At 37.2% G+C, this 18,868-nt stretch carries 17 protein-coding genes and 2 pseudogenes; 3 read left to right on the top strand and 16 right to left on the bottom strand.

The genetic code is table 11. The annotated features are described in order from the left end of the window. Positions 1–295 precede the first annotated feature (295 nt). Positions 296–1,132, top strand: a complete 837-nt coding sequence (locus tag K5Q14_RS09050) for an AraC family transcriptional regulator (protein ID WP_046124036.1) — start codon at positions 296–298, stop codon at positions 1,130–1,132. A 117-nt stretch (positions 1,133–1,249) separates the two neighbouring features. On the opposite strand, the pseudogene K5Q14_RS09845 reads toward K5Q14_RS09050, so the two are convergent. The 14 genes and pseudogenes from K5Q14_RS09845 to mobV all read right to left on the bottom strand — a co-directional run. Then, positions 1,250–1,327, bottom strand: a pseudogene (locus tag K5Q14_RS09845) (site-specific integrase); the annotation flags it as partial. A gap of 214 nt (positions 1,328–1,541) precedes the next feature. Next, positions 1,542–2,873: a dihydrolipoyl dehydrogenase family protein gene (locus K5Q14_RS09060; RefSeq protein WP_014335307.1), complete on the bottom strand. Its 1,332-nt coding sequence runs from the start codon at positions 2,871–2,873 to the stop codon at positions 1,542–1,544. Between the two features lie 17 nt (positions 2,874–2,890). Beyond that, a complete protein-coding gene (locus K5Q14_RS09895; protein ID WP_014335308.1) occupies positions 2,891–3,022 on the bottom strand; it encodes a hypothetical protein in 132 nt (43 codons plus the stop codon). Between the two features lie 12 nt (positions 3,023–3,034). Beyond that, on the bottom strand, positions 3,035–3,682 hold the full coding sequence (locus K5Q14_RS09065) for a DsbA family oxidoreductase (RefSeq protein WP_014335309.1): 648 nt from the start codon (positions 3,680–3,682) through the stop codon (positions 3,035–3,037). Between the two features lie 18 nt (positions 3,683–3,700). Continuing rightward, complete coding sequence (gene trxB, locus K5Q14_RS09070) at positions 3,701–4,645, bottom strand: thioredoxin-disulfide reductase (protein ID WP_006844822.1); 945 nt, start codon at positions 4,643–4,645, stop codon at positions 3,701–3,703. A gap of 90 nt (positions 4,646–4,735) precedes the next feature. Beyond that, positions 4,736–4,864, bottom strand: a pseudogene (locus K5Q14_RS09850) (aspartate racemase); the annotation flags it as partial. Beyond that, positions 4,864–5,187 (bottom strand): thioredoxin family protein, encoded by a 324-nt coding sequence (locus K5Q14_RS09075; RefSeq protein ID WP_014335294.1) that lies wholly within the window; start codon positions 5,185–5,187, stop codon positions 4,864–4,866. The pseudogene K5Q14_RS09850 and the gene K5Q14_RS09075, both read right to left, overlap by 1 nt. Before the next feature lie 20 nt (positions 5,188–5,207). Next, a complete protein-coding gene (trxA, locus tag K5Q14_RS09080; protein WP_006844824.1) occupies positions 5,208–5,522 on the bottom strand; it encodes a thioredoxin in 315 nt (104 codons plus the stop codon). 13 nt (positions 5,523–5,535) lie between these two features. Next, positions 5,536–5,817, bottom strand: coding sequence for a thioredoxin family protein (locus tag K5Q14_RS09085; RefSeq protein WP_014335295.1), 282 nt, complete (start codon positions 5,815–5,817; stop codon positions 5,536–5,538). Between the two features lie 125 nt (positions 5,818–5,942). Next, positions 5,943–6,587 carry an ArsR/SmtB family transcription factor gene (locus K5Q14_RS09090; RefSeq protein ID WP_071952486.1) on the bottom strand — a complete coding sequence of 215 codons (645 nt, stop codon included), beginning with the start codon at positions 6,585–6,587 and terminating at the stop codon, positions 5,943–5,945. 140 nt (positions 6,588–6,727) lie between these two features. Then, on the bottom strand, positions 6,728–11,392 hold the full coding sequence (locus K5Q14_RS09095; RefSeq protein WP_220735430.1) for a DEAD/DEAH box helicase: 4,665 nt from the start codon (positions 11,390–11,392) through the stop codon (positions 6,728–6,730). After that, entirely contained in the window at positions 11,392–11,961 is a 570-nt protein-coding gene (locus K5Q14_RS09100) for a DNA-binding protein (protein WP_071952478.1), read from the bottom strand. Before K5Q14_RS09100 ends, K5Q14_RS09095 begins: the two co-directional genes overlap by 1 nt. Further along, entirely contained in the window at positions 11,954–13,108 is a 1,155-nt protein-coding gene (locus tag K5Q14_RS09105; RefSeq protein ID WP_071952480.1) for a RepB family plasmid replication initiator protein, read from the bottom strand. The genes K5Q14_RS09100 and K5Q14_RS09105 overlap by 8 nt, the downstream gene beginning before the upstream one ends. A 497-nt stretch (positions 13,109–13,605) precedes the next feature. Further along, positions 13,606–14,841, bottom strand: a complete 1,236-nt coding sequence (gene mobV / locus K5Q14_RS09110; RefSeq protein ID WP_014335300.1) for a MobV family relaxase — start codon at positions 14,839–14,841, stop codon at positions 13,606–13,608. A gap of 1,079 nt (positions 14,842–15,920) precedes the next feature. On the opposite strand from mobV, the gene K5Q14_RS09115 reads away from it, so the two are divergent. Then, positions 15,921–16,205 (top strand): hypothetical protein, encoded by a 285-nt coding sequence (locus K5Q14_RS09115; RefSeq protein ID WP_220735431.1) that lies wholly within the window; start codon positions 15,921–15,923, stop codon positions 16,203–16,205. A gap of 189 nt (positions 16,206–16,394) precedes the next feature. Further along, complete coding sequence (locus K5Q14_RS09120; RefSeq protein ID WP_083203389.1) at positions 16,395–16,937, top strand: IS3 family transposase; 543 nt, start codon at positions 16,395–16,397, stop codon at positions 16,935–16,937. A gap of 114 nt (positions 16,938–17,051) precedes the next feature. On the opposite strand, the gene K5Q14_RS09125 is transcribed toward K5Q14_RS09120, so the two are convergent. Then, entirely contained in the window at positions 17,052–18,581 is a 1,530-nt protein-coding gene (locus tag K5Q14_RS09125; protein ID WP_220735432.1) for a multicopper oxidase family protein, read from the bottom strand. 26 nt (positions 18,582–18,607) lie between these two features. Next, positions 18,608–18,838 carry a hypothetical protein gene (locus K5Q14_RS09130; protein ID WP_004906481.1) on the bottom strand — a complete coding sequence of 77 codons (231 nt, stop codon included), beginning with the start codon at positions 18,836–18,838 and terminating at the stop codon, positions 18,608–18,610. Positions 18,839–18,868: the final 30 nt, after the last annotated feature.

Consider the following 18,868-nt stretch of genomic DNA (forward strand, 5'->3'; position numbering starts at 1 on the left):
TTTCTCCTATCTAGGGAGTATTATATCATTTTATAAAAAAACAACCCCCGTTATCTAACTATTAGATAATGGGGGCTATTTTAATAGGTTTTGTTAGGGGCGATATAAAAATAGACCCAAAAAATCGAATCAAAAAAATTTGCTCAGAAGTCAATAAATTGGACTATTTTTATTTGCCACTTATTATTTTGATAAGTCTGATGCTATCCTTAAATCTTAGAGTTATTATTTGTACTAAAATTATTGAGTTTTGAATCTCTTTACCTGATAAACTTCTATGTGAGAGGTGATAAAAATGATGCATCAATTTAACAAAACCATTGACTATTTAGAAAATACACTTATATCGGAAGTTGATTTTAAAAAATTTCAAAACATATCAGGTTATTCATATCCACTATTTAGTAGAATTTTTTCGATTTTATCAGAAATTACATTGGCAGAATACTTGAGAAATAGAAAACTCACACTAGCTGTAGATGATTTGTTGAATACCGATCAAAAAATTATTGATATTGCTTTGAAATATAATTATGATTCGGCTGATGCTTTTAGTTTTGCTTTTAAAAAGTTTCATGGGAATTCACCCTCAGAAGTTCGAAAAGGGAAAAACTATAAGTTATTTCCTAAAATGAAGTTAGCTTTAAAAGTAATAGGAGGAAGTCAAATGAATATTAAAATCGAAACAAAGCCATCATTCAAAGTAGCTGGTATATTAAAAGAAAACATTGAATCTAATCAATGTCCAAGCACATGGGATCAATTATATAATAATTATAGTTTTGATCAATTAGGGAGTTTTGGAAATGGTCAGTCATTAGGTGTCTGTTATGAGAATGAGGAAAATGATAAGATTAATTACATGGCGGGATATGACGTCTTAGATGATGCTAAAGCTAGAAATTTAGGACTTGATATCTTAGAAGTTAAAGAGACTGAATATGCAGTAGTTCCTGTTAAAGGATCAGTCCCTGATTCCATTCATCAGGCATGGAAATTTCTACTTGAAGAATTTTTCCCAGAAAATGGCTACAAACATTCAGGCTTACCAGATTTTGAAGTATATACCGAAAATGACATTCTTGATCCCAATTATGAAATGGAGCTTTGGGTACCAATTGTAAAGCAGTAAATTATTAAAACAAAATGTCCTTCAGAAATATTTCTGAAGGACATTTTGTTATTCTATCTCTAGTCTCATATAATCAATTGATTGATAAAAATAGTCCATTTTTTTAGTATAAGAGCAGAAACTATCGAGAAGTGTATCTTGTACCATCTTTAAAACGTTGGAGTCTTTGATGGGTAGGACAATTTGTTGCGCCATGATTCATATATACCTTTCTGAAATTAAATAATTAAATAAATAAATAATTTAATTGTTTATTTATGGATGACCAGGACCGTATTTCTAAACTTCTTTTATGGTTTATTATATCACTTAACAAAAAAACAGCCCCCATTATCTAACTAGTAGATAATGGGGGCTGTTTTAATAGTCTTTCATAGGGGTCATTATCTAAAAATAGACCCTCTTATTGTTAAATTAATGTTCTAATTTTATATGCTAAACCAGGGAAAGCCATTATCATCTTTTCTTTCCAAACCTCTGGATCAACATTAATTGCCATAACAGGAATTAGTGCATTGATATCATCTACTGCTGTTTGGCTAATTTCAGCAGCGCCCACGAGATGATTTTGCTTGTCAAAGACTAATGATAATCGTGCGTGATCATCTGTTCCAGCATAAAAAAAGTCACCTTGAGTAATATCAATATCTTTAATTGAATAATTACTGTCTTCCTTTGCTTTATCAATACTAATTCCAGCTTGAGCGAGTTGGGGGAATGTGAACGTAACGGTTCCAATTACTGGGTACCTAAGAGGTTCAGTTGTTTTATTAGTAAGTAAGGCACTTAAGTAGTCTGCTTCAAACTGTGCCGTAGAGGTTAATGCTGGTGCGGTTTTATCAACAATATCGCCCATTGCGTAAATGTTATTTGCTGATGTGGTCAAATATTTATCAACTTTAATTCCGCGGTTGCTGTACTCTACACCAGCATTATCAAGTTTCAATGCATTAATTTCAGGAACTCTACCACTGGCATTAATAACTTTATCAAAAGTGCCAAGGTTGCCGTTAGCTGATTGAACCTCATAGCCAGTTTGTGCTTCGGTAACAGCTGTAACATTTGTGTTAAATATAAAATTAATACCAAGTGAGTTTTTCATTTCATCAACTAACTGATGAACGTGTTGGCTGTAAAATCCCTCTAGCGGTTGGCCGGATCGGACAATAACGGTTACTTTAACCCCGGCAGCAGACAACAATGTAGCAAATTCCATACCAACGTAACCACTTCCGATAATTGCGACGTTCTTTGGAGTATCTTCGAGTTCAAAAAGGTTAGTACTAGTAAGTAGGTACTCGTGGCCAGGAATGTTAAGAGGATGCGGCTTTTTTCCGGTTGCGATTACAAAATTATCAGCAGTGATTTTTTTATTATTAACTTCAATGGTATGTTGATCAACAAATGATGCTTCACCCTTGATGGTAGTCGCACCCAGGCCTTCATACATACTTTGCATATTATTTAGGAATGACGCCATAGCCTTATTCTTTTGCTGAATAAGTTCTTTCCAGTCAAGCTTAGCTGGTTGAGTAATTCCCTTACCTTGCAAACGCATTGAAGTTAAGGTTGCTCGTGCTGCTCCTTCTAAGAAAATCTTGGGTTCGCAGCCTTCGTTAGGGCAAATTCCGCCAAACCGATTCTTTTCAACAACCGCGATTTTCTTTCCGCTATTCTGCATTCCCAATAGGAAACGATAAACTGATGGCCCACTGCCAATAACAACGTAGTCAAACTTCATTTATAGCTTCCCTCCATTTATTTTGTTTTCTTCTTCTTATCCTCAGTTTGCTTTTGATGTTCAGCGATAGTACAACCGTCTGGCCCACATACAGCAGCATCATTATTATCGCCAAATATTGTATTAAATTGTGGCTTATCTTCGGCCATCGTAAATTCCTCCTAATTTTCTTCTTCTTGAACTCGCTTTAAGGCTTTAACAAAGACTTCATATGGTTGGGCACCACTAATTGCATACTTATTATTGATTACAAAAAAAGGTGCAGCATGAATACCGGATTGTTGAGCCTCTGCCTCGTCATTGACCACAGCTTGATGATATTGGTTAGAATTAAGCACTTTTTCTACTTCGTCTTTAGCAAGCCCAGCTTCCATTGCCGCATTTAATAGCACATCATGGTCAGAAATCGATTGACCATCACTAAAGTAAACTTGGTAGAAGCGTCTAATTACTCGTTCAGTCAAATCAGGATCATTTTTAGTTTCTGCGAATTTAATAATCCGGTGCGCATCCATACTATTTGTAGGTACTACACTGTCAAGATCCATTGGTAGACCATCGTTATGCGCCATTTGTTCGATGTAAGCCATTTGCTTTTTGGCCTGTGGCTCCATTGCCTTATTTCCCTGAGTGAAGTGATTAATGTATCCTTCATCGGTTTCCTTTGGTGTTGCAGGGTTAAGCTCGAATGATTTGAACTCTAATTCAGTTGTGTCATAAATACCAATTTCCTTCATTGCTCGTTTCATTCGGTTAGAACCGATATAACAAAAGGGGCAAGCAATGTCTGACCAATATTTGATTTCCATAAAGTAATTTTCCTCTCTTTAATCTTTAACCGTTTGCCGATGCTTTATGGCTTCGAAATATTCAAAGGCGTTTTGCCCAGCAATACCACCATCGCCAACCGCAGTTGTAATTTGCCGCAGTTGCTTTTGCCGGACATCACCAATTGCATAGATTCCAGGAATTGTTGTTTCCATTTGATCGTTAGTTATAATCCAACCAGCTTGATCGGTAATATTTAAATTATTGAAAATTTGGCTATTTGGAAAGTTACCGACATAAACGAAAACTCCATCAGTGTCTAGGGTTGTATCATCACCGACCTGATTGTTATGAATTTTTACTCCAGTAACATGATTTTCATCACCTAAAATCTCTGTCACACTAGTATTCCAAGTGAAATCTATCTTATCGTTATCAAAAGCACGATTTTGTAATACCTTTTGTGCCCGTAACTGATCGCGACGATGAATGACATTAACTCCATCAGTGACATTAGCTAAGTACAATCCTTCAGAAATTGCTGAATCACCACCGCCAACTACAGTCACGTTCTTTCCTTTAAAGAAAGAACCATCACATACTGCACAGTAAGAAACCCCTTTTCCGGAGAACTTTTCTTCACCTGGTACACCTAATTTTCGATTATTAGATCCTGTTGCAATAATTACTGCGCTTGCTACTAACTCGTCACTATCGGTTTGAATATGCTTCATTTGTTGATCATCAACGGTAACGTTTTGGACATCACCATATACAAAATTTACTCCGGCCTTAACGGTTCCTTGATACATTTTCTCACCAAGTTCAGGACCCTTAATTGTTGTAAAACCAGGGTAGTTTTCAATGTCATCGGTGTTGTTCATTTGTCCACCATAAATACCGCGATCAAGCATTGCTACATTTAAATTAGCTCGTGCTGCATATAAGGCAGCGGTCATTCCACCAGGACCGGCCCCAATCACTACTACATCATATTTCCTCATTAAATTTCACTCCAATCTACTTATTAGTCGTCACGTAACGCTAATCCCTTATCCAATGAACGATTAACAATGACTTCTTGTGCATCAATAATGGTTACCCACTATATAATCTAAATAGTCTTGGTCTTTATGGGTTTCAGTTTTCTTATTAAGGAGTCGGACATAACTTTCAGTTGCTAACGTCCCCATACCGCCAAGAATAGTAAAAAACTTCTTCATTATTTAATAGTGTTGGTAATGAAATTTTCGACTTCTTCTTTAGTCTTCCGATCTTTATTGACAAGTCTTCCGATTTCTTGCCCATCTCTAAAAATAACGAAGCTTGGAATACCAAAGATATTTAGTTCTTGAGCCAATTCGGTATTCTCATCACGATCGACACTGATGAAAGTGTAATCTTTGAATTCTTGTTCAATTTCTGGTAGATGAGGCTTGATAAAGCTACAATCAGGGCACCAAGAAGCCATAAAAACTAAAATATATTTTCCATTCTTCAGTTTTTTATCAAATTCTTTTTTATTCATTACTGATAGTTGTTCCATTCAGCTTCTCCCCTCTTAACCTAATTAGTATATTGAGCAAGAACGGTTTTAAGTTGGTCCTTACTTTGGAGGCCAACCAGCTTATCAACTACTTGGCCATCTTTTTTGATAATTAAGGTTGGAATAGACATAATTCCAAATTCCATTGGTGTTTCTTGATTTGCATCTACGTCCATTTTAGTGATTTTGACTTTATCGCCAATTTCTTTATCAAGTTGTTCAATAATCGGTCCTTGCATTCGACATGGAGGACACCAAGTAGCCCAAAAATCAGTTAATGTAACACCGGTACTAGTTTCTTTCACAAAGTCTTTGTCAGTTAAGTTCTTAACCATAAGAGTCGCTCCTTTATAGGTAATATTTAATTAAAGTTGTTAATTGTGATTGATCAATAAAACGGGTAATTTTTTCAACGATTCTTCCATCACGCAGCAAAATAGTACTGGGTACGGAATAAACATTGTATTTTTTTGCTAGTTCTGGGTGAGCATCTGAATTCACTACCCGAACGTTTAAATATGAATTAAAGTCATGGCTAATCTTATTTATTATTGGTCGCTGCGTATAACACTGGGCGCACCAATTATTCTCAAAATTAATTAAGGTTAGCGTTTTATCAATAGTAGACAAGTTATGTCACTGCCTTTCAATCATTCAATTGTTTACTTGAATAGTTTAATAATATCATATACTTTTTGTAAGTCAATATAAAAGCACGATTTAATCAATAAATGACTAAATCGTGCTTAAACTGTTTATTCTGTTATTTTATTCCAATCATAGTGACTTGAATTTAAACTAACTGCGTCAAAACCATTTTTATTTAAGATCTGTGTGGCAATGTTGGAATTAGCACATAGTCTTCCACGGCAATAAACAATAATCTTTTGATCTTTAGGTAATTTGGGCATTGATTCTTTTAATGTTTCCAATGGGACATTAATTGCCGATTGTATGTGGCCTGCTGCATATTCATCAGAAGGTCGTACATCAAGGACAAAGCAATTTTTGTATTCTTCTTGAGCTTGCTTTAACGAAATGGTTTTAACGTTATCTTGAGCGTCTGATTTATCCTGAATTGTTTTCATATCTGAAAGTTCACTGTTGCCAATGTCGGTTAATAGGTGCACAAGATCACTAATTCTGGGAGAACTAAGGCTATAAATAATATGATTGCCTTTTCGTTTTGTTTTAACCAGATGACTGTCCTTCAATATTTGTAGATGGCGTGAGGCGTTAGCTACACTTATTCCGACCCCGTTGGCAATAGTTTCAACTGATTTGGGTGCTTGAGTTAAAAGATCAAGAATTTCTAATCGTCGATCACTGCTTAGCCCCTTACCAATTTTAGACAGTTCTTCATATAGTCCATTTTTGTAGTTAACTGCTTGTTCAAACATTTTCTTCCCACCTTTTCAACTATTTTGTTGAATAGTTTACCAATTTTCCTATGAAATTGAAATTCAATATTATTAGTTAATAAATTAATGGGCCTTGTCTTTTTAGATTTAGGAGTCATCCTATAATTATAGACCCTGTATTATTCTTGAATTTCAAATTCTGGTAATTCCTCAATTAATTCAAGGGTTCGCATACTTACTGTAATAACGGATAATAAGAGGTTCAAAATATATTTAGGATTATCACTAAATTCGTTAGGATCATCCGTTATTCCTGATTTTTTATCTGTCTTCACTTGATATTGATCAATAATCCATTCAATAGCAGGACGACCATTTACAACGTAATCATATGCCTTTTCTGGAATATTCTTGATAGTAATACTTTCGTTGTAAACAATAGTATCTAATACACCCTTTTTAGGATGTTTCATCTTCTTAACACGATAATTTGGTTTAGAAATTTCAACTTCAACACCTTCCCAGATAGGCTGATCTTCATAATTCAAATGTAAATCAGCAAGTTTACGACCTATTTCAGCATATTTTTCTTTGTTTTTTAGTAGAGGAATACGAGGTAACGATTTTTGTAAATCACTAGCATATGTTTTCCGATATTCTTTTGAATGTAAAACACCGTATACATAGTAAAATTCGTTATCAGCCAACAATTCGAAATTTTTCCCAGTTAGGTTACTATTTGATTCCAAAAATCCACTATTAGCTAAGTGTTTTTTATAAAATCCTTGTCCTTTTTCCATCAAATCGAGACTAGGAATAAGATTAACCATTTGTGCAGAAAACTCTCTTTTGGCACCTCGACCAGTTATAAAAATAATTTCATTATCCTGTTGCAAACCACGATAACGTCCAGGCATTTCAACCACATCTCGATCATAATAAACGAATTTTTTTGTAAACGGTCGGTACTGAATTATTTCAATTTTGGATTCATCAAACAGAATTTCAACATGTCTCTTAGCACGATTCAAAAGACCTCTAGACCACTTAATTTGTGTTGGATCCTTATCTATAGTTTGTTCATCAATACCATTAGATAGTTTATATCTTTCTACATTATATTTATTAATCAACCGATTCACGTTATTTTTTAATTGTTTTGAATCAAAATTAACCACCCACGCATCGCGATTTGTGCTAATACCTACAGCCCAATCTTCAAAAATGTCCCCTGCCATAGCTGGATAACCTTCATAATCATTATCCCGTTGATTAATCCAATCATTATTCTTATCAGGTACAATGTTTTGCCAATCGATATTTAAGATTGACTCCTTATCACGTAAAATATCCAATTTATCATCACGGGTGAGATAATCTCCTATGTCGTGATAATGAACCTCATGATTATCACTACCATCTTTTACCAAAATGGAAATGGCAATAGGCGTTCTACTTCCGGAACCAAAAATTTTCCCGCCCTCTTTACGTGAAGTTTCTCCTTGAGTGCGTTGGTCTCCACGTAAATTAAAGATATAAAGATGATTGAATTCTGCAAATAATGATTTTCTCAGACCATCAGTTGTTTGGGAATCAATGAATGATCCATTAGAAACGAATCCAATCACTCCCATCCTATCTAAGCGATCACTAGCCCAACGAATAGCTTGAATATAAGAGTCATATAGTCCCTTGTTTAACTTAGCTTTCGAATTCCGAGCATAAGTACGCTCGATCTTTTTATTTAAATTTGGGTAATCAATGTTTTGATTATCATCATTAGCATCTGATTGTCCAACAGAATAGGGAGGATTTCCAATAATTGCAGTAATTGGAACTTCTTGTTGTCGTTTCAAACGTGCGTCGTTAATGCCAAAGTAATCATCATCTAATGTATCTTCAGTCTCTGTACTCTCAAAAGTATCTGTTAAAACAATCCCCTCAAAAGGAAAATAGCCTTCTGCATCACCATTTATTTCATCGAAAGTTGATTCAATATTAATGGCCGCAATGTAATAGCTTAACAAAACAATTTCATTCGCATGTAATTCTTGAGTATATTTACGCGCAATATCAGCTAAAGTAATTTTCCCGGCATCCATTTGCTCTTTTAGGTAAGTCAAAGTTCGAACAATAAACGTACCCGTACCTGTAAATGGATCTAAAATATGGACATCCTTGCTCGCTAGAGATTTTCCAAAGTGCTTTTTAAGCACATCATCAACAGAATGAACAATGAAATCGACAACTTCAATTGGGGTAAAGACAATCCCTAATCTTTCAGTCGTTGCTTTAAAAGCAGTTTTGAAGAATTTATCATACAAAGTAACGATGATCTTTTGTTTATCTTCTGCTTTTTCAATCCCTTCAGCTCTCATTCGGACAGATTCGTATAAAGGTTCTAGATTTTCTTGTTCTTTAGTAAATCCAGCTTTTTCAAGCTCAATCACAATTGATTCCATCGCTTGTGAAACTGGATTTTGATTCACAAAGCTGTAATCTTCAAAAAGGGCTTCAAAAATAGGCTTGGTAATCAAATGCTGTGAAAGCATTTCGGCAGCTTGATTTTCATCAATGCTTTCGTTGATATTATGTTGCAGTGATGAAACGAATTTTTTGAATTCTAGACTAATAGGATCTTGTTTATCAGATAACTTATTTTTAATCCAACTAATTTGACGCTCGGCAATTTTAGCAACATCTTGTGACCAGTTTTCCAGATATTTACGATCACCAACTTTTTGCACAATCTTACCAAAAATAGCGCCCTCAAACTTATCCCATTCCAGATTTAGCTCAGTTTGAACGTTCACTGGATTAGCTTTATCACTATTTGCTTCCTGATCATTCATTTGATCAGGTGCACTCCCTACGCCGATTACCTTGAGTTGTTTCGGTTTAGCCATATTCAACTTATCAATCATGGCTTCAAAACGCTCATCGACAGAACGCAACGCATTAATTACCTGCCAAACAGTTTCATAGTTCTTGTTATTATCTAAAATGGTTTCGGGTGTCTCATCTGTTGGAATAACGATAGGCAAAATAATATAACCATAGTCTTTACCTTCAGCCTTACGCATAATACGTCCGACTGCTTGTACGATATCAACCTGCGATTTTTTAGGTGACAAGAAAATCACCGCGTCTAGCGTTGGAATATCAATTCCTTCTGTCAAGAAGCGCACGTTTGAAACAATTCGTGCTTCATCTGCTGGTTTATTTGGATTAGCTAACCAGTCTAAAATTTCTCCCTTTTGAAGAGCGTTCATTTGGCCGTCAGCATGCCTCATTGATAAATGAACTGGTTGCTCATCAACGGCAGTGCCAATGTATTCATTAACAACTTCTTCAAATTGATCCGACACCTTTTTAGATTCGTCAATTGTTCGCGTAAAGGCTATTGCTCGCTCTAAAGGCGCACCATCATAAGGGCTATTCTTTACTGGATTCTTGTACCCATTACGACGCATCATACCATTCCAGATACCGACAATCCGACCAACATCATCAATATTTAACCCATTTTCAGGATCAGCTAATGTGCGTTGCATATCTTTTTGGATGGCAGCCTCATCCACAGCTAATACCATGACTTTATAGTCAGTTAAGATATCATGTGACACCGCTTGACCAAATCCCATACGGAAAAAGACTTCCCCGTACTTACTTTCATCGTCCATAGAAGACAATAAAATACTTTTTTCTTGTGCATTTTTCTTGGCACTTTCACCAAATATCTTTGGAGTCGCTGTTTGATACATGCGCTTAAGACCTTGGACGTTACTGTTGCTATGCACTTTGGCAAAAATACTAGCTTCTTTAGTAGATTCGTGAGCACCAGTTGTACGGTGAGCTTCATCAGAGATGATAAAATCAAATTCCGGCAGACCCTTTTTTTGTGCCTCGCCAATCACATCAATACTCTGATAGGTACTGAAAATAACGACCATATCAGTTGATTGCCCTTTTTCAAAATCACGCCAATTTTGTAGTATTTCTTGACTAGATGTTGTTGCTGGATAACCAATATCAGCAGCCTTAATATCTTCATTTCCATCTGTACCACGAGAGGCATCACGATCTGATGTCACAGCCATACTTGTCATGGTCAGTTCAGTATCATTGTTCCACCCACGCAATGTTTGCGTCAATAATTGAATACTTGGGACTAAGTATAGAACTTTAAACGGCGTAGATTGCGCTTTAGCTAGTGCTTCAGCAATTTTTAGACTAGTAAAGGTTTTACCAGTCCCTGGCGCCATAATTAACTGCCCGCGATCATGCTCTTTAAAATGATTAAGTGCGTTCTCTTTAGCCGTTTGTTGGTAACCACGCAACTGCTTTGGCTTTTTAATAGTTACTTTCTCAGGTCGTTCGAAATTAAATTGTGACCAGTCAATTTGAGAGTTGCGTAAATCAGACAACCCAATAATTTCAATACCTTTTTCATTTTGCTCAATCGTTTCACGAGCATTGCTGTTCCATTCATCGACTGTCGAAACAATCAAACCATGTTGATAGTAGCTTTTACCTAGTTCAGCCACAAATGAATTAATAGCATCCTTGCCAACTTTATGGGTATAGAACTTCGCTTGAATTGCGACTAAATCACCATTTTTCTGTTCGGCAACTAAATCTACACCAGTATCTTTTTTAGAAATACCATAATTATCAGGTACATCGGATAACAACCAAACATTTTGATACAAAGCTCTATAAGTGGGCTCATGTTTTAAGTAAGCTAAAACTAACTTTTCGAAAAGAGTTCCCCGTTCGCGTTGAACGTCACCTGCAGCTTGATTAATTTGCTCGATTAAATCATTGAAAGTTTGTGTCTTCATTACATTCTCCTACCAAAGTGCCACCATTTTTTCTTTTGAGGATTTTTTACTCTATTTTCTGCTGAATTTTCTTTTGGAATAGAATCGTCTTTTTCACTACCTTGTTTTGGTATATTTAATGATTTTAATTCTTTTATTTCTGCCTTATATTCTTCTAACAGTTTCTTATCTTGTAATGCTAATCGTTGTTGTTGATCTAACAAATTTTGCATTTGAGATATTTGTGAATCTTTATTTTCTATTTGCTTATCTTTTACAGCTAACTGTTGTTCTAAGATTTTAAATACATAGCTGTCATCTGTTGTTTGCTTACTATCGCTGGTAGTATCTACGTTACCAGTGTTACCACCAACGTTACTACCTACTTTTTCACTATCTTTATCACTAGAAAAATGTTGTTTTAAAAGCATGTAACCAGTAACTGTTACTACCAACGTTTCTACTCCGTTTCTATCTACAGTTTCTACGTAGTTTGCTCTAAATTCATCTGTTAATCTTTTTCTAACTGCTTGCTTAGATACCTTGAATTCATCAGCAAGTTCTCGAATTGTTTTAAAATTTTCACTCATGATCTATATCCTGCCTTTTAACGATTGGTAGATACTGTTCAATCGATTTTTTAAGATACTTAGGAATATTCTTTTTCGAATAGTCATCTTGTTTATCTCTGATATATGCTAAGTGTTCTTTCACGCCCTTTAAACCACGTAACTCTTTTAATTCGTCATAGAGTGGATAAACATTTTTCTGTAGCCCTGACAAAATAGCCGTATCCGTCAAATCAATATACGACAATAAGAAATGTTCCATCAGCAATTTTGTATATGGACTTTTCATAGCCTCATAAACAAGGTCTTTTTCACTTTCTTCTTGCCTTATCTTACCGTCAATATAAGCGATATCATCTAACTTATAACTAGTATCATCTGCGACTGGTTTTTTTGTAATGTGAAAAGAAACGCTCTCAATACTGCGTCCTTTCTTTACTTTGTCATAAGTCACGTTAAAAGTTGTCTGTTCATTGATTTCTGATATTGATTTTTTTAAGACCCACTTTGTAAAATCCGTCATATTTTTATACTCATTCACCGTATCAGTCATTTCTCTTAATTCTCGCATACTGATGACTGGATTACGGTAGCTTTCAACTTGCTCTTGTCTACGGCCACCTTTAAAGTTGTAATGCTCATATTGGTTATAATTCATAGATAACCAACGGTACAATATAATTGAATACTTGCTATTTAATTCTGAAATATCTGACAAGGCATGTTGCGTAAAATTGGTTTTAAGATTAATCAAGTAAGGCATGATCTTATCGCTAAACTGAATCGTCACTTCATCATGATAATCTGACCACTTTACATAAGGAATTGGAACGATACTTTCAAAATCAAATCCCTTATCTTGTACTATTTTAATCTGAAAAAATGCTTGTTTCTGCATTTTCTCCACGGCCTCTTTAAATCGACTGTGTTTGTTACTATCATCTACTTTAAAAAAAGCAAATAACTCTCGCTTTGATAAATAAACCGTCTGATCTTTGGGAGGATTGTCGGTATCAATCAACGAGACGGCTAATTCAAACATTTTAAGTGGGGTTTTATCCATTTTGGCAATGGACGTTATTAAGCTATTATGTTCAACAACTTTGCGTTTAGATAATTCATTCAAGGTCTGTACCTGCCTTGTCTTTGATTCTGGTATAATAACCATATAGATACGCTCCTTTAGGCGTGTTATTGGAAAAGCATAAAGAAAAACTTTTGGTCGGGAATTTCTTTATGCTTTTATTGTACCAAAATACAGAGAGTATCATTAATTAAAATTCTCTATATGCATAGTTTTTTCTCTCTATATGCATAGTTTTTTCTCCCTATATGCATAGTTTTTTCTCTTGGTTTTTTCTTTGAATCAATTGCAAACACTATGTTTATAACCACGCAAAAGAACAAAAGATTAAAATATAAAAGATAAACTTATAATAGGCTCCGCCTTTTTATTAAACCCATAAAAAAAAAAAACAAAAAGAACCCCATCGTACGTCAATTTTGTACGTAGGGTTCTTTTTGAACGATTTTCATGGATATATCCCTTATTATCTAATATTATTGCCCCTTAATAAGCCGATAGAGCTATTTTAACTTGGTTAATGATTATTTATACGTTTTGTGTCTAAAAATGCTTAGACAGGCAAATAAGACGGTTTAACGTTAGAGACTTGGCCCTTTAAAAATATCACGCGTTAATTCAATGATTCGATGAATTAATGCTTTAACTTGTTCAATACCATGATCTAATCTAGTTGGCGCTATTTTCGTATCTGGATCTGCTCTAGCTGTCGTCAGTGTTTTTAACCAGGACTGGGCTACTTTTTTATTTTTTGTGAGTTCTTCATGATCCAGCTTATAAAGAACATACCGAGCTTCCACATCAGTATGCGATAACTTGTCGACACCATAATCATTTTTAAGCATGTCACGCATGGCATAATCCAGCTGTTGCTGGTCTCGCTGCCGCTGCTGAAGCACTTGATGCGTTTCTTTCAGGTTTTGATAGTCTGCTTGGACGTCTGCTAATTGCGCTTTGACTTGGCCTAACGTTTGCTTGAGTTCTTCTGTCTCATGCTGGCTTTGTAAGGTGGCTTTCTTCATCGTACCCAACACGCTTTTAAAGCGATCTAAGTCATCTGGTTTAAGCACCGTCTTACCAAAGAGGTTTTTAGATAAGGCTTGTTTAAAGGTATCAATTTGTTTTTCGGCTAAGTCAACTTCCGTTAAGGCTTGATCCGTGATTTTAAGTACGGCCTGTTTAGCCCTAATATTTTCTTCAACGTCAGCTAGTTCGTTTTTTAAGGCGTTAAACTGATCATTGTATTTTTTGATTTCAGCGACATTCTCAAATGGTAAGGTTTTGTTATTTAAAATCCCTTGTTCATAAAAGGGCAGCACCTTTTTTAAATGTTGATCTAAATCCTCATGAAAGGTTTGTAAATCAGGGCGTGTGAGTACTTCTTTAGCGGATACTTTATAACGTGACTTTTTATCATCAAAAACCACCGGAACAAAGGCATAGTGCAAGTGAGGGGTTGTCTCGTCATAATGCACGACAGCGGCCACGGCATTTTCTTGACCATAACGTTCACTAAGAAAATTGGTGGTTGCTTCAAAAAAGGCGCTCTGTTGCTCGTAGGGCGCTTCTGCGAGTTCTTCGGGTAAAGTGACTATCCACGTCGCTAACGCCTTCACATCGTCTCTTTTCATGCAATAAACGTCATTTAAACGCGCACTGAAGCGTGAAAGCATATCGGAACCATCCGCCATGAGATCTTGATTCAGATAGGATTTCGACACATCAATTTCTGTGTTCGTGTGATGGTCGGTTTTACGTTCAAAGTGGACCGCTAAACCAGGGACTGCGCCACGCGTATTTTTCTTTAAATGCGCCATCAAAAATGCCTCCTCGAAAAAGGTTTTCCAAGACCAGTATAACACCGTTAAAAATCTGGTATAGCCTGTTATACCAAAATGCTATTTTGGACAGGCTCTGCGAGGCGCGTCATCGACAAGCGCTGACAGTAGCGTTTCCCCTTCCTGCTGGGGAAACTGCTATTTTACAGCGCCTATTATCCGGCTCGTAAAACCTCCGGCGGGTCACGCCGTGACGGGGCAATTTATCATTGCAGGATCACCTTCAGTGAGAGCATGTCATGCAGAACGCTACCCGCGCGGGGCAAGCTGGTGTCAGCTTAACCACATTAAAATAATCTGTAAACGTAAGTGTATAATAACAAAAAAATTGTAGTGGACTATCGAAATTAATAGGTGTTATACAATAAAAGCAAACAAAAAGGCACCCTTAAGGTGCCCACATTATTTTAACGATCATTAAGATCATCAAAATAACGTTTAATTGCGAACGTCACAACAGCAACACAGATTGCGTTAAACAATTGTGTGAGTTCTTGAAAAAAGTAAATCATGGAGTCTAAACCTCCTTGCCGTTGCAGTATAGTAGGAAACAACAGCTTTTTAAGTATAGCATGTTTTGAAATACCAATAATATGATGTTATAATGTTAATAGGAAAAAGTACATGGAGACTAACCTCTCTAGTAAAAAGGGCTAGTGCGTAGGAACACCAGCTCTTTTTGTTTGTCTTTTTTTGAAGCAAGTTTCCTTTCAGGGCAAGACAGTGTATAATTATAAACAATAACTGCCATGAAACAGCTCTGCTGTTTCAAAGGCTTGAGCCAGTACGCTGGGCAAGCCTGGTGGCCCACTTTAAAATACAGTGACGCTGATAGTATGATGGCTAGACTGTTATTTTTGACAATTAAAGACGATTCAAAAAATTAACCAAGCCCCCAAATTACTAATAGGGGGGGTAAAATTGCAAATAAACCGACAGGTAACCCCTCCTCAACGCTTGGGGGAGTAGCTTTTAGTCGACATTTCTATTATGGGGCAAAAAGGTAATAAACGCCCCTTTGATGAGATTTATCTAATAAAATCAAGAAAGGAGCTGTGATGACGTACAATGCAATTAAGGGTCGCTTTACGCGCGTAGCCCCTGATAAAACGATTTTGTATGGCGACAAGCCTTATACGTTTGCCTTAACATCAGAACAAAGTGAACAGATTGACCAAGCCGTTTATGCGGTTGTCCTGGCCAAAAATTATAAAACGACCTCTTTCTCAATTGATGAGAAGTTAACGTTGTCTGACGAAGAAGTCGCCCAACACAAATTAGTGGTCCGTTTACGCCTCCGCAAAAAGCACAAACAGCCGTCTCATAAACCGCTCACGGACTAAAATCTCACAAATAACAAAAGGCTAGTTGTGGGGATTATGAGAGCTAGACCAATTATTTTAAGCTCAATTCACAAGACGTGATCACAGAAAAAGCGCCAAACCCTATGAAATTAAGGTTTGGCGCTTTTAACTTGGCATAAGCTGCATTAAGTAAACCAAACATTGGTCTAGGAGGCTTGAAGCCATTCAATGCGTGAATTAGGGATTAAATCCCGCATGCCAAAACGTTATCGCAAACCCAAAACTGTTGTAACGGTTGATCAAAAACCCAATCTGGTTAGACACTTGCATGATTTGAGCGGTGTTTGGCAAACAGATACCACTTATATTCAGTTGACTAATCACAGATGGGTCTATTTAGCGACCGTTTTGGATCCTGAGAAGAGAAAAGTATTGGGCTATAAAATTGGCGATACAATGACAGCCGAACTAGCCACAAGTGCCTTACAGATGGCGTTGGATAAGCATCGAAAGCCACTCATTATTCATTCAGATATGGGGTCACAATACACGAGTGCTGAGTTTAATATTAAATGCCAAAATTATGGCTTGAAACATTCATATTCACTCAAAGGCCATCCGTACGATAATGGCCGTATGGAAGCGTTTTATTCAATATTGAAGCGTGAAGAGGTATATCTGAAGGCATACCAAACATTAACTGAAGTCCAAGCAGCCATTGGTTGGTATATCAATTTTTATAATCGAAATCGTATCTCAAATGTTGCCTAAGTAACTGAATAAAAATAGTCCAATTTATTGACTTCTGAGCAAAGCCCCGCGATGTTTGATCGTTGGAGAGTTCATATTAAAATCATCTTTTTCTATATTAGTATTGTGGGACGTTTACATTTTCATTCCCATTTTTTCATAAGACTGCATACCGCCCATCCAAATCTCAGATGGTTTGACGCCACGTTCTTTAGCCAAGGACATCATTAACGTATCCATATCCATCAATTTATATTCTTGCTTTGGCTTGGCTGGATCGAATGTTTCAATCTGTGCCATCATGCCGCCATCTTCGTGCTCAATGATATGGCAGTGATACATATAAACCCCTGGCAAATCAAATCGAACCAGCAGCCGAACCGTTTCACCAGGATTTACGCCAACGGTATCTTTGAAACCATATTCATTTGGATACGGCGCATGCCCATTCCGCGACAAGACTAAGAATTGGGTTCCATGCACATGGAATGGATGAACCATTCCAGGCGCATCATTGCTATTGGTAACATCCCAGTACTGGGCTTTGCCAATTGGTTGCGTGGCATCAATCCGCTGCATGGCAAACTTTTTACCATCAATCGCAACACCTTCGTCCATCCCCTGCATCACAACGTGGCGAACTGGCAAAGCCGGGTCAACCACTGGTGCCTTCACATCGAACAACTTATCAGGCAAGGTAGCCTGATCCGGTTTGAACGCATGAATGCGGAACTTTAGCAATGGCACATCATCCGTATATAAGGTGACCTCGTCGCCTTCATGGTATTGGCCAAAATCAACGATCACTTCGGCACGCTCAGCACAAGTCAGCATCAAATGGGTAAATTTGACCGGCTCCGGTAACAGTGAGCCATCCCCGCCAATTTGCGTAAATGGCAGGTCATCGGAAAAATGCAACCGCCATTCACGGCGATTAGCACCATCCAGAAAACGCAACCGGACCTTTTGCGTGGTGACATCAAAATAGGGATTGATTGTACCGTTAATCATTGCAGTTGGCCCAGCAACACCGTCAGGATCATAATCAGCCCGGTAGTCCCACTGGTTGTTCTCATGAAAACGCCGGTCTTGCAAAATGACCGGAATATCGTCAACGCCATAGTTCCTTGGCAATGGCAGGCTGGCTTCATGGTCGTCTTTGACAATCACCATGGCAGCCAAACCATGCCAAACCTGCTTGGCTGTGGATGGACACGGATGCGCGTGCAGCCACAAAGTCGTCGCCGGTTGTTCCAATGTGAAGTCGATATGCTTACTTTCACCCGGATAAACCGGCGCATGGCATCCGCCATCAACATAAGGGCCACTGACATTAGCCCCATGCCAATGAAAAGTGGTCAACTCAGGCAGGGTGTTTTTCAGTGTCACATGCGTATGCTGACCACGGCGATACACAATCGTCTGACCTAACAGACTGGTATTATATCCCCACGTCTTGGTCTTCGCCCCAGGTAACAGTTGCGTTTCCCCAGCCTCTGCTGTCACCGTGTAATAAACGTCGGTCGCCGTCTCTTTATCCGGTTTCAACAACGGCGGCACATTTAAGGGCTTCTCAGGCGCATCACTGACCTCAAGCGGCACGTATCCGCCATCGTGGAGATCAAACGCTGGCTCATCAAAGAAATAGTCCGTATAGTTTTTCATCGTGATTTTCCCCTCTGACAAGAATTTTAACACTTTTTAGGGTTGCCATAAACATAATTTAGAATTAACCTAAAGTAGTATCGAAAAATGGTATAGGTCTTATCTGTTTGATGTATTAATACACGAAACTGTGTAGCCATTGGCAAAGCCATATGGATCATACCTGAGTCAAAGTGTTCCGTACAACTACGGAGGAGTTCTAATTGAACTTTTAATTTATCATTATTTTCCTTGATCGATCGTTTTTGTCTAGACATACGTTTTCTCCTATCTAGGGAGTATTATAT

The sequence above is a fragment of the Leuconostoc inhae genome, from assembly GCF_019656015.1.
Taxonomy (GTDB): domain Bacteria; phylum Bacillota; class Bacilli; order Lactobacillales; family Lactobacillaceae; genus Leuconostoc; species Leuconostoc inhae_A.

Coding starts and splice junctions, on each gene's coding strand:
- K5Q14_RS09895 (WP_014335308.1), bottom strand. CDS start 3,022: ATGGCCGAAGATAAGCCACAATTTAATACAATATTTGGCGATAATAAT.
- K5Q14_RS09075 (WP_014335294.1), bottom strand. CDS start 5,187: ATGGAACAACTATCAGTAATGAATAAAAAAGAATTTGATAAAAAACTG.
- K5Q14_RS09125 (WP_220735432.1), bottom strand. CDS start 18,581: ATGAAAAACTATACGGACTATTTCTTTGATGAGCCAGCGTTTGATCTC.
- trxB (WP_006844822.1), bottom strand. CDS start 4,645: ATGAGGAAATATGATGTAGTAGTGATTGGGGCCGGTCCTGGTGGAATG.
- K5Q14_RS09065 (WP_014335309.1), bottom strand. CDS start 3,682: ATGGAAATCAAATATTGGTCAGACATTGCTTGCCCCTTTTGTTATATC.
- K5Q14_RS09130 (WP_004906481.1), bottom strand. CDS start 18,838: ATGTCTAGACAAAAACGATCGATCAAGGAAAATAATGATAAATTAAAA.
- K5Q14_RS09105 (WP_071952480.1), bottom strand. CDS start 13,108: ATGGTTATTATACCAGAATCAAAGACAAGGCAGGTACAGACCTTGAAT.
- K5Q14_RS09120 (WP_083203389.1), top strand. CDS start 16,395: ATGCGTGAATTAGGGATTAAATCCCGCATGCCAAAACGTTATCGCAAA.
- K5Q14_RS09100 (WP_071952478.1), bottom strand. CDS start 11,961: ATGAGTGAAAATTTTAAAACAATTCGAGAACTTGCTGATGAATTCAAG.
- mobV (WP_014335300.1), bottom strand. CDS start 14,841: ATGGCGCATTTAAAGAAAAATACGCGTGGCGCAGTCCCTGGTTTAGCG.
- K5Q14_RS09115 (WP_220735431.1), top strand. CDS start 15,921: ATGACGTACAATGCAATTAAGGGTCGCTTTACGCGCGTAGCCCCTGAT.
- trxA (WP_006844824.1), bottom strand. CDS start 5,522: ATGGTTAAGAACTTAACTGACAAAGACTTTGTGAAAGAAACTAGTACC.
- K5Q14_RS09090 (WP_071952486.1), bottom strand. CDS start 6,587: ATGTTTGAACAAGCAGTTAACTACAAAAATGGACTATATGAAGAACTG.
- K5Q14_RS09095 (WP_220735430.1), bottom strand. CDS start 11,392: ATGAAGACACAAACTTTCAATGATTTAATCGAGCAAATTAATCAAGCT.
- K5Q14_RS09050 (WP_046124036.1), top strand. CDS start 296: ATGATGCATCAATTTAACAAAACCATTGACTATTTAGAAAATACACTT.
- K5Q14_RS09060 (WP_014335307.1), bottom strand. CDS start 2,873: ATGAAGTTTGACTACGTTGTTATTGGCAGTGGGCCATCAGTTTATCGT.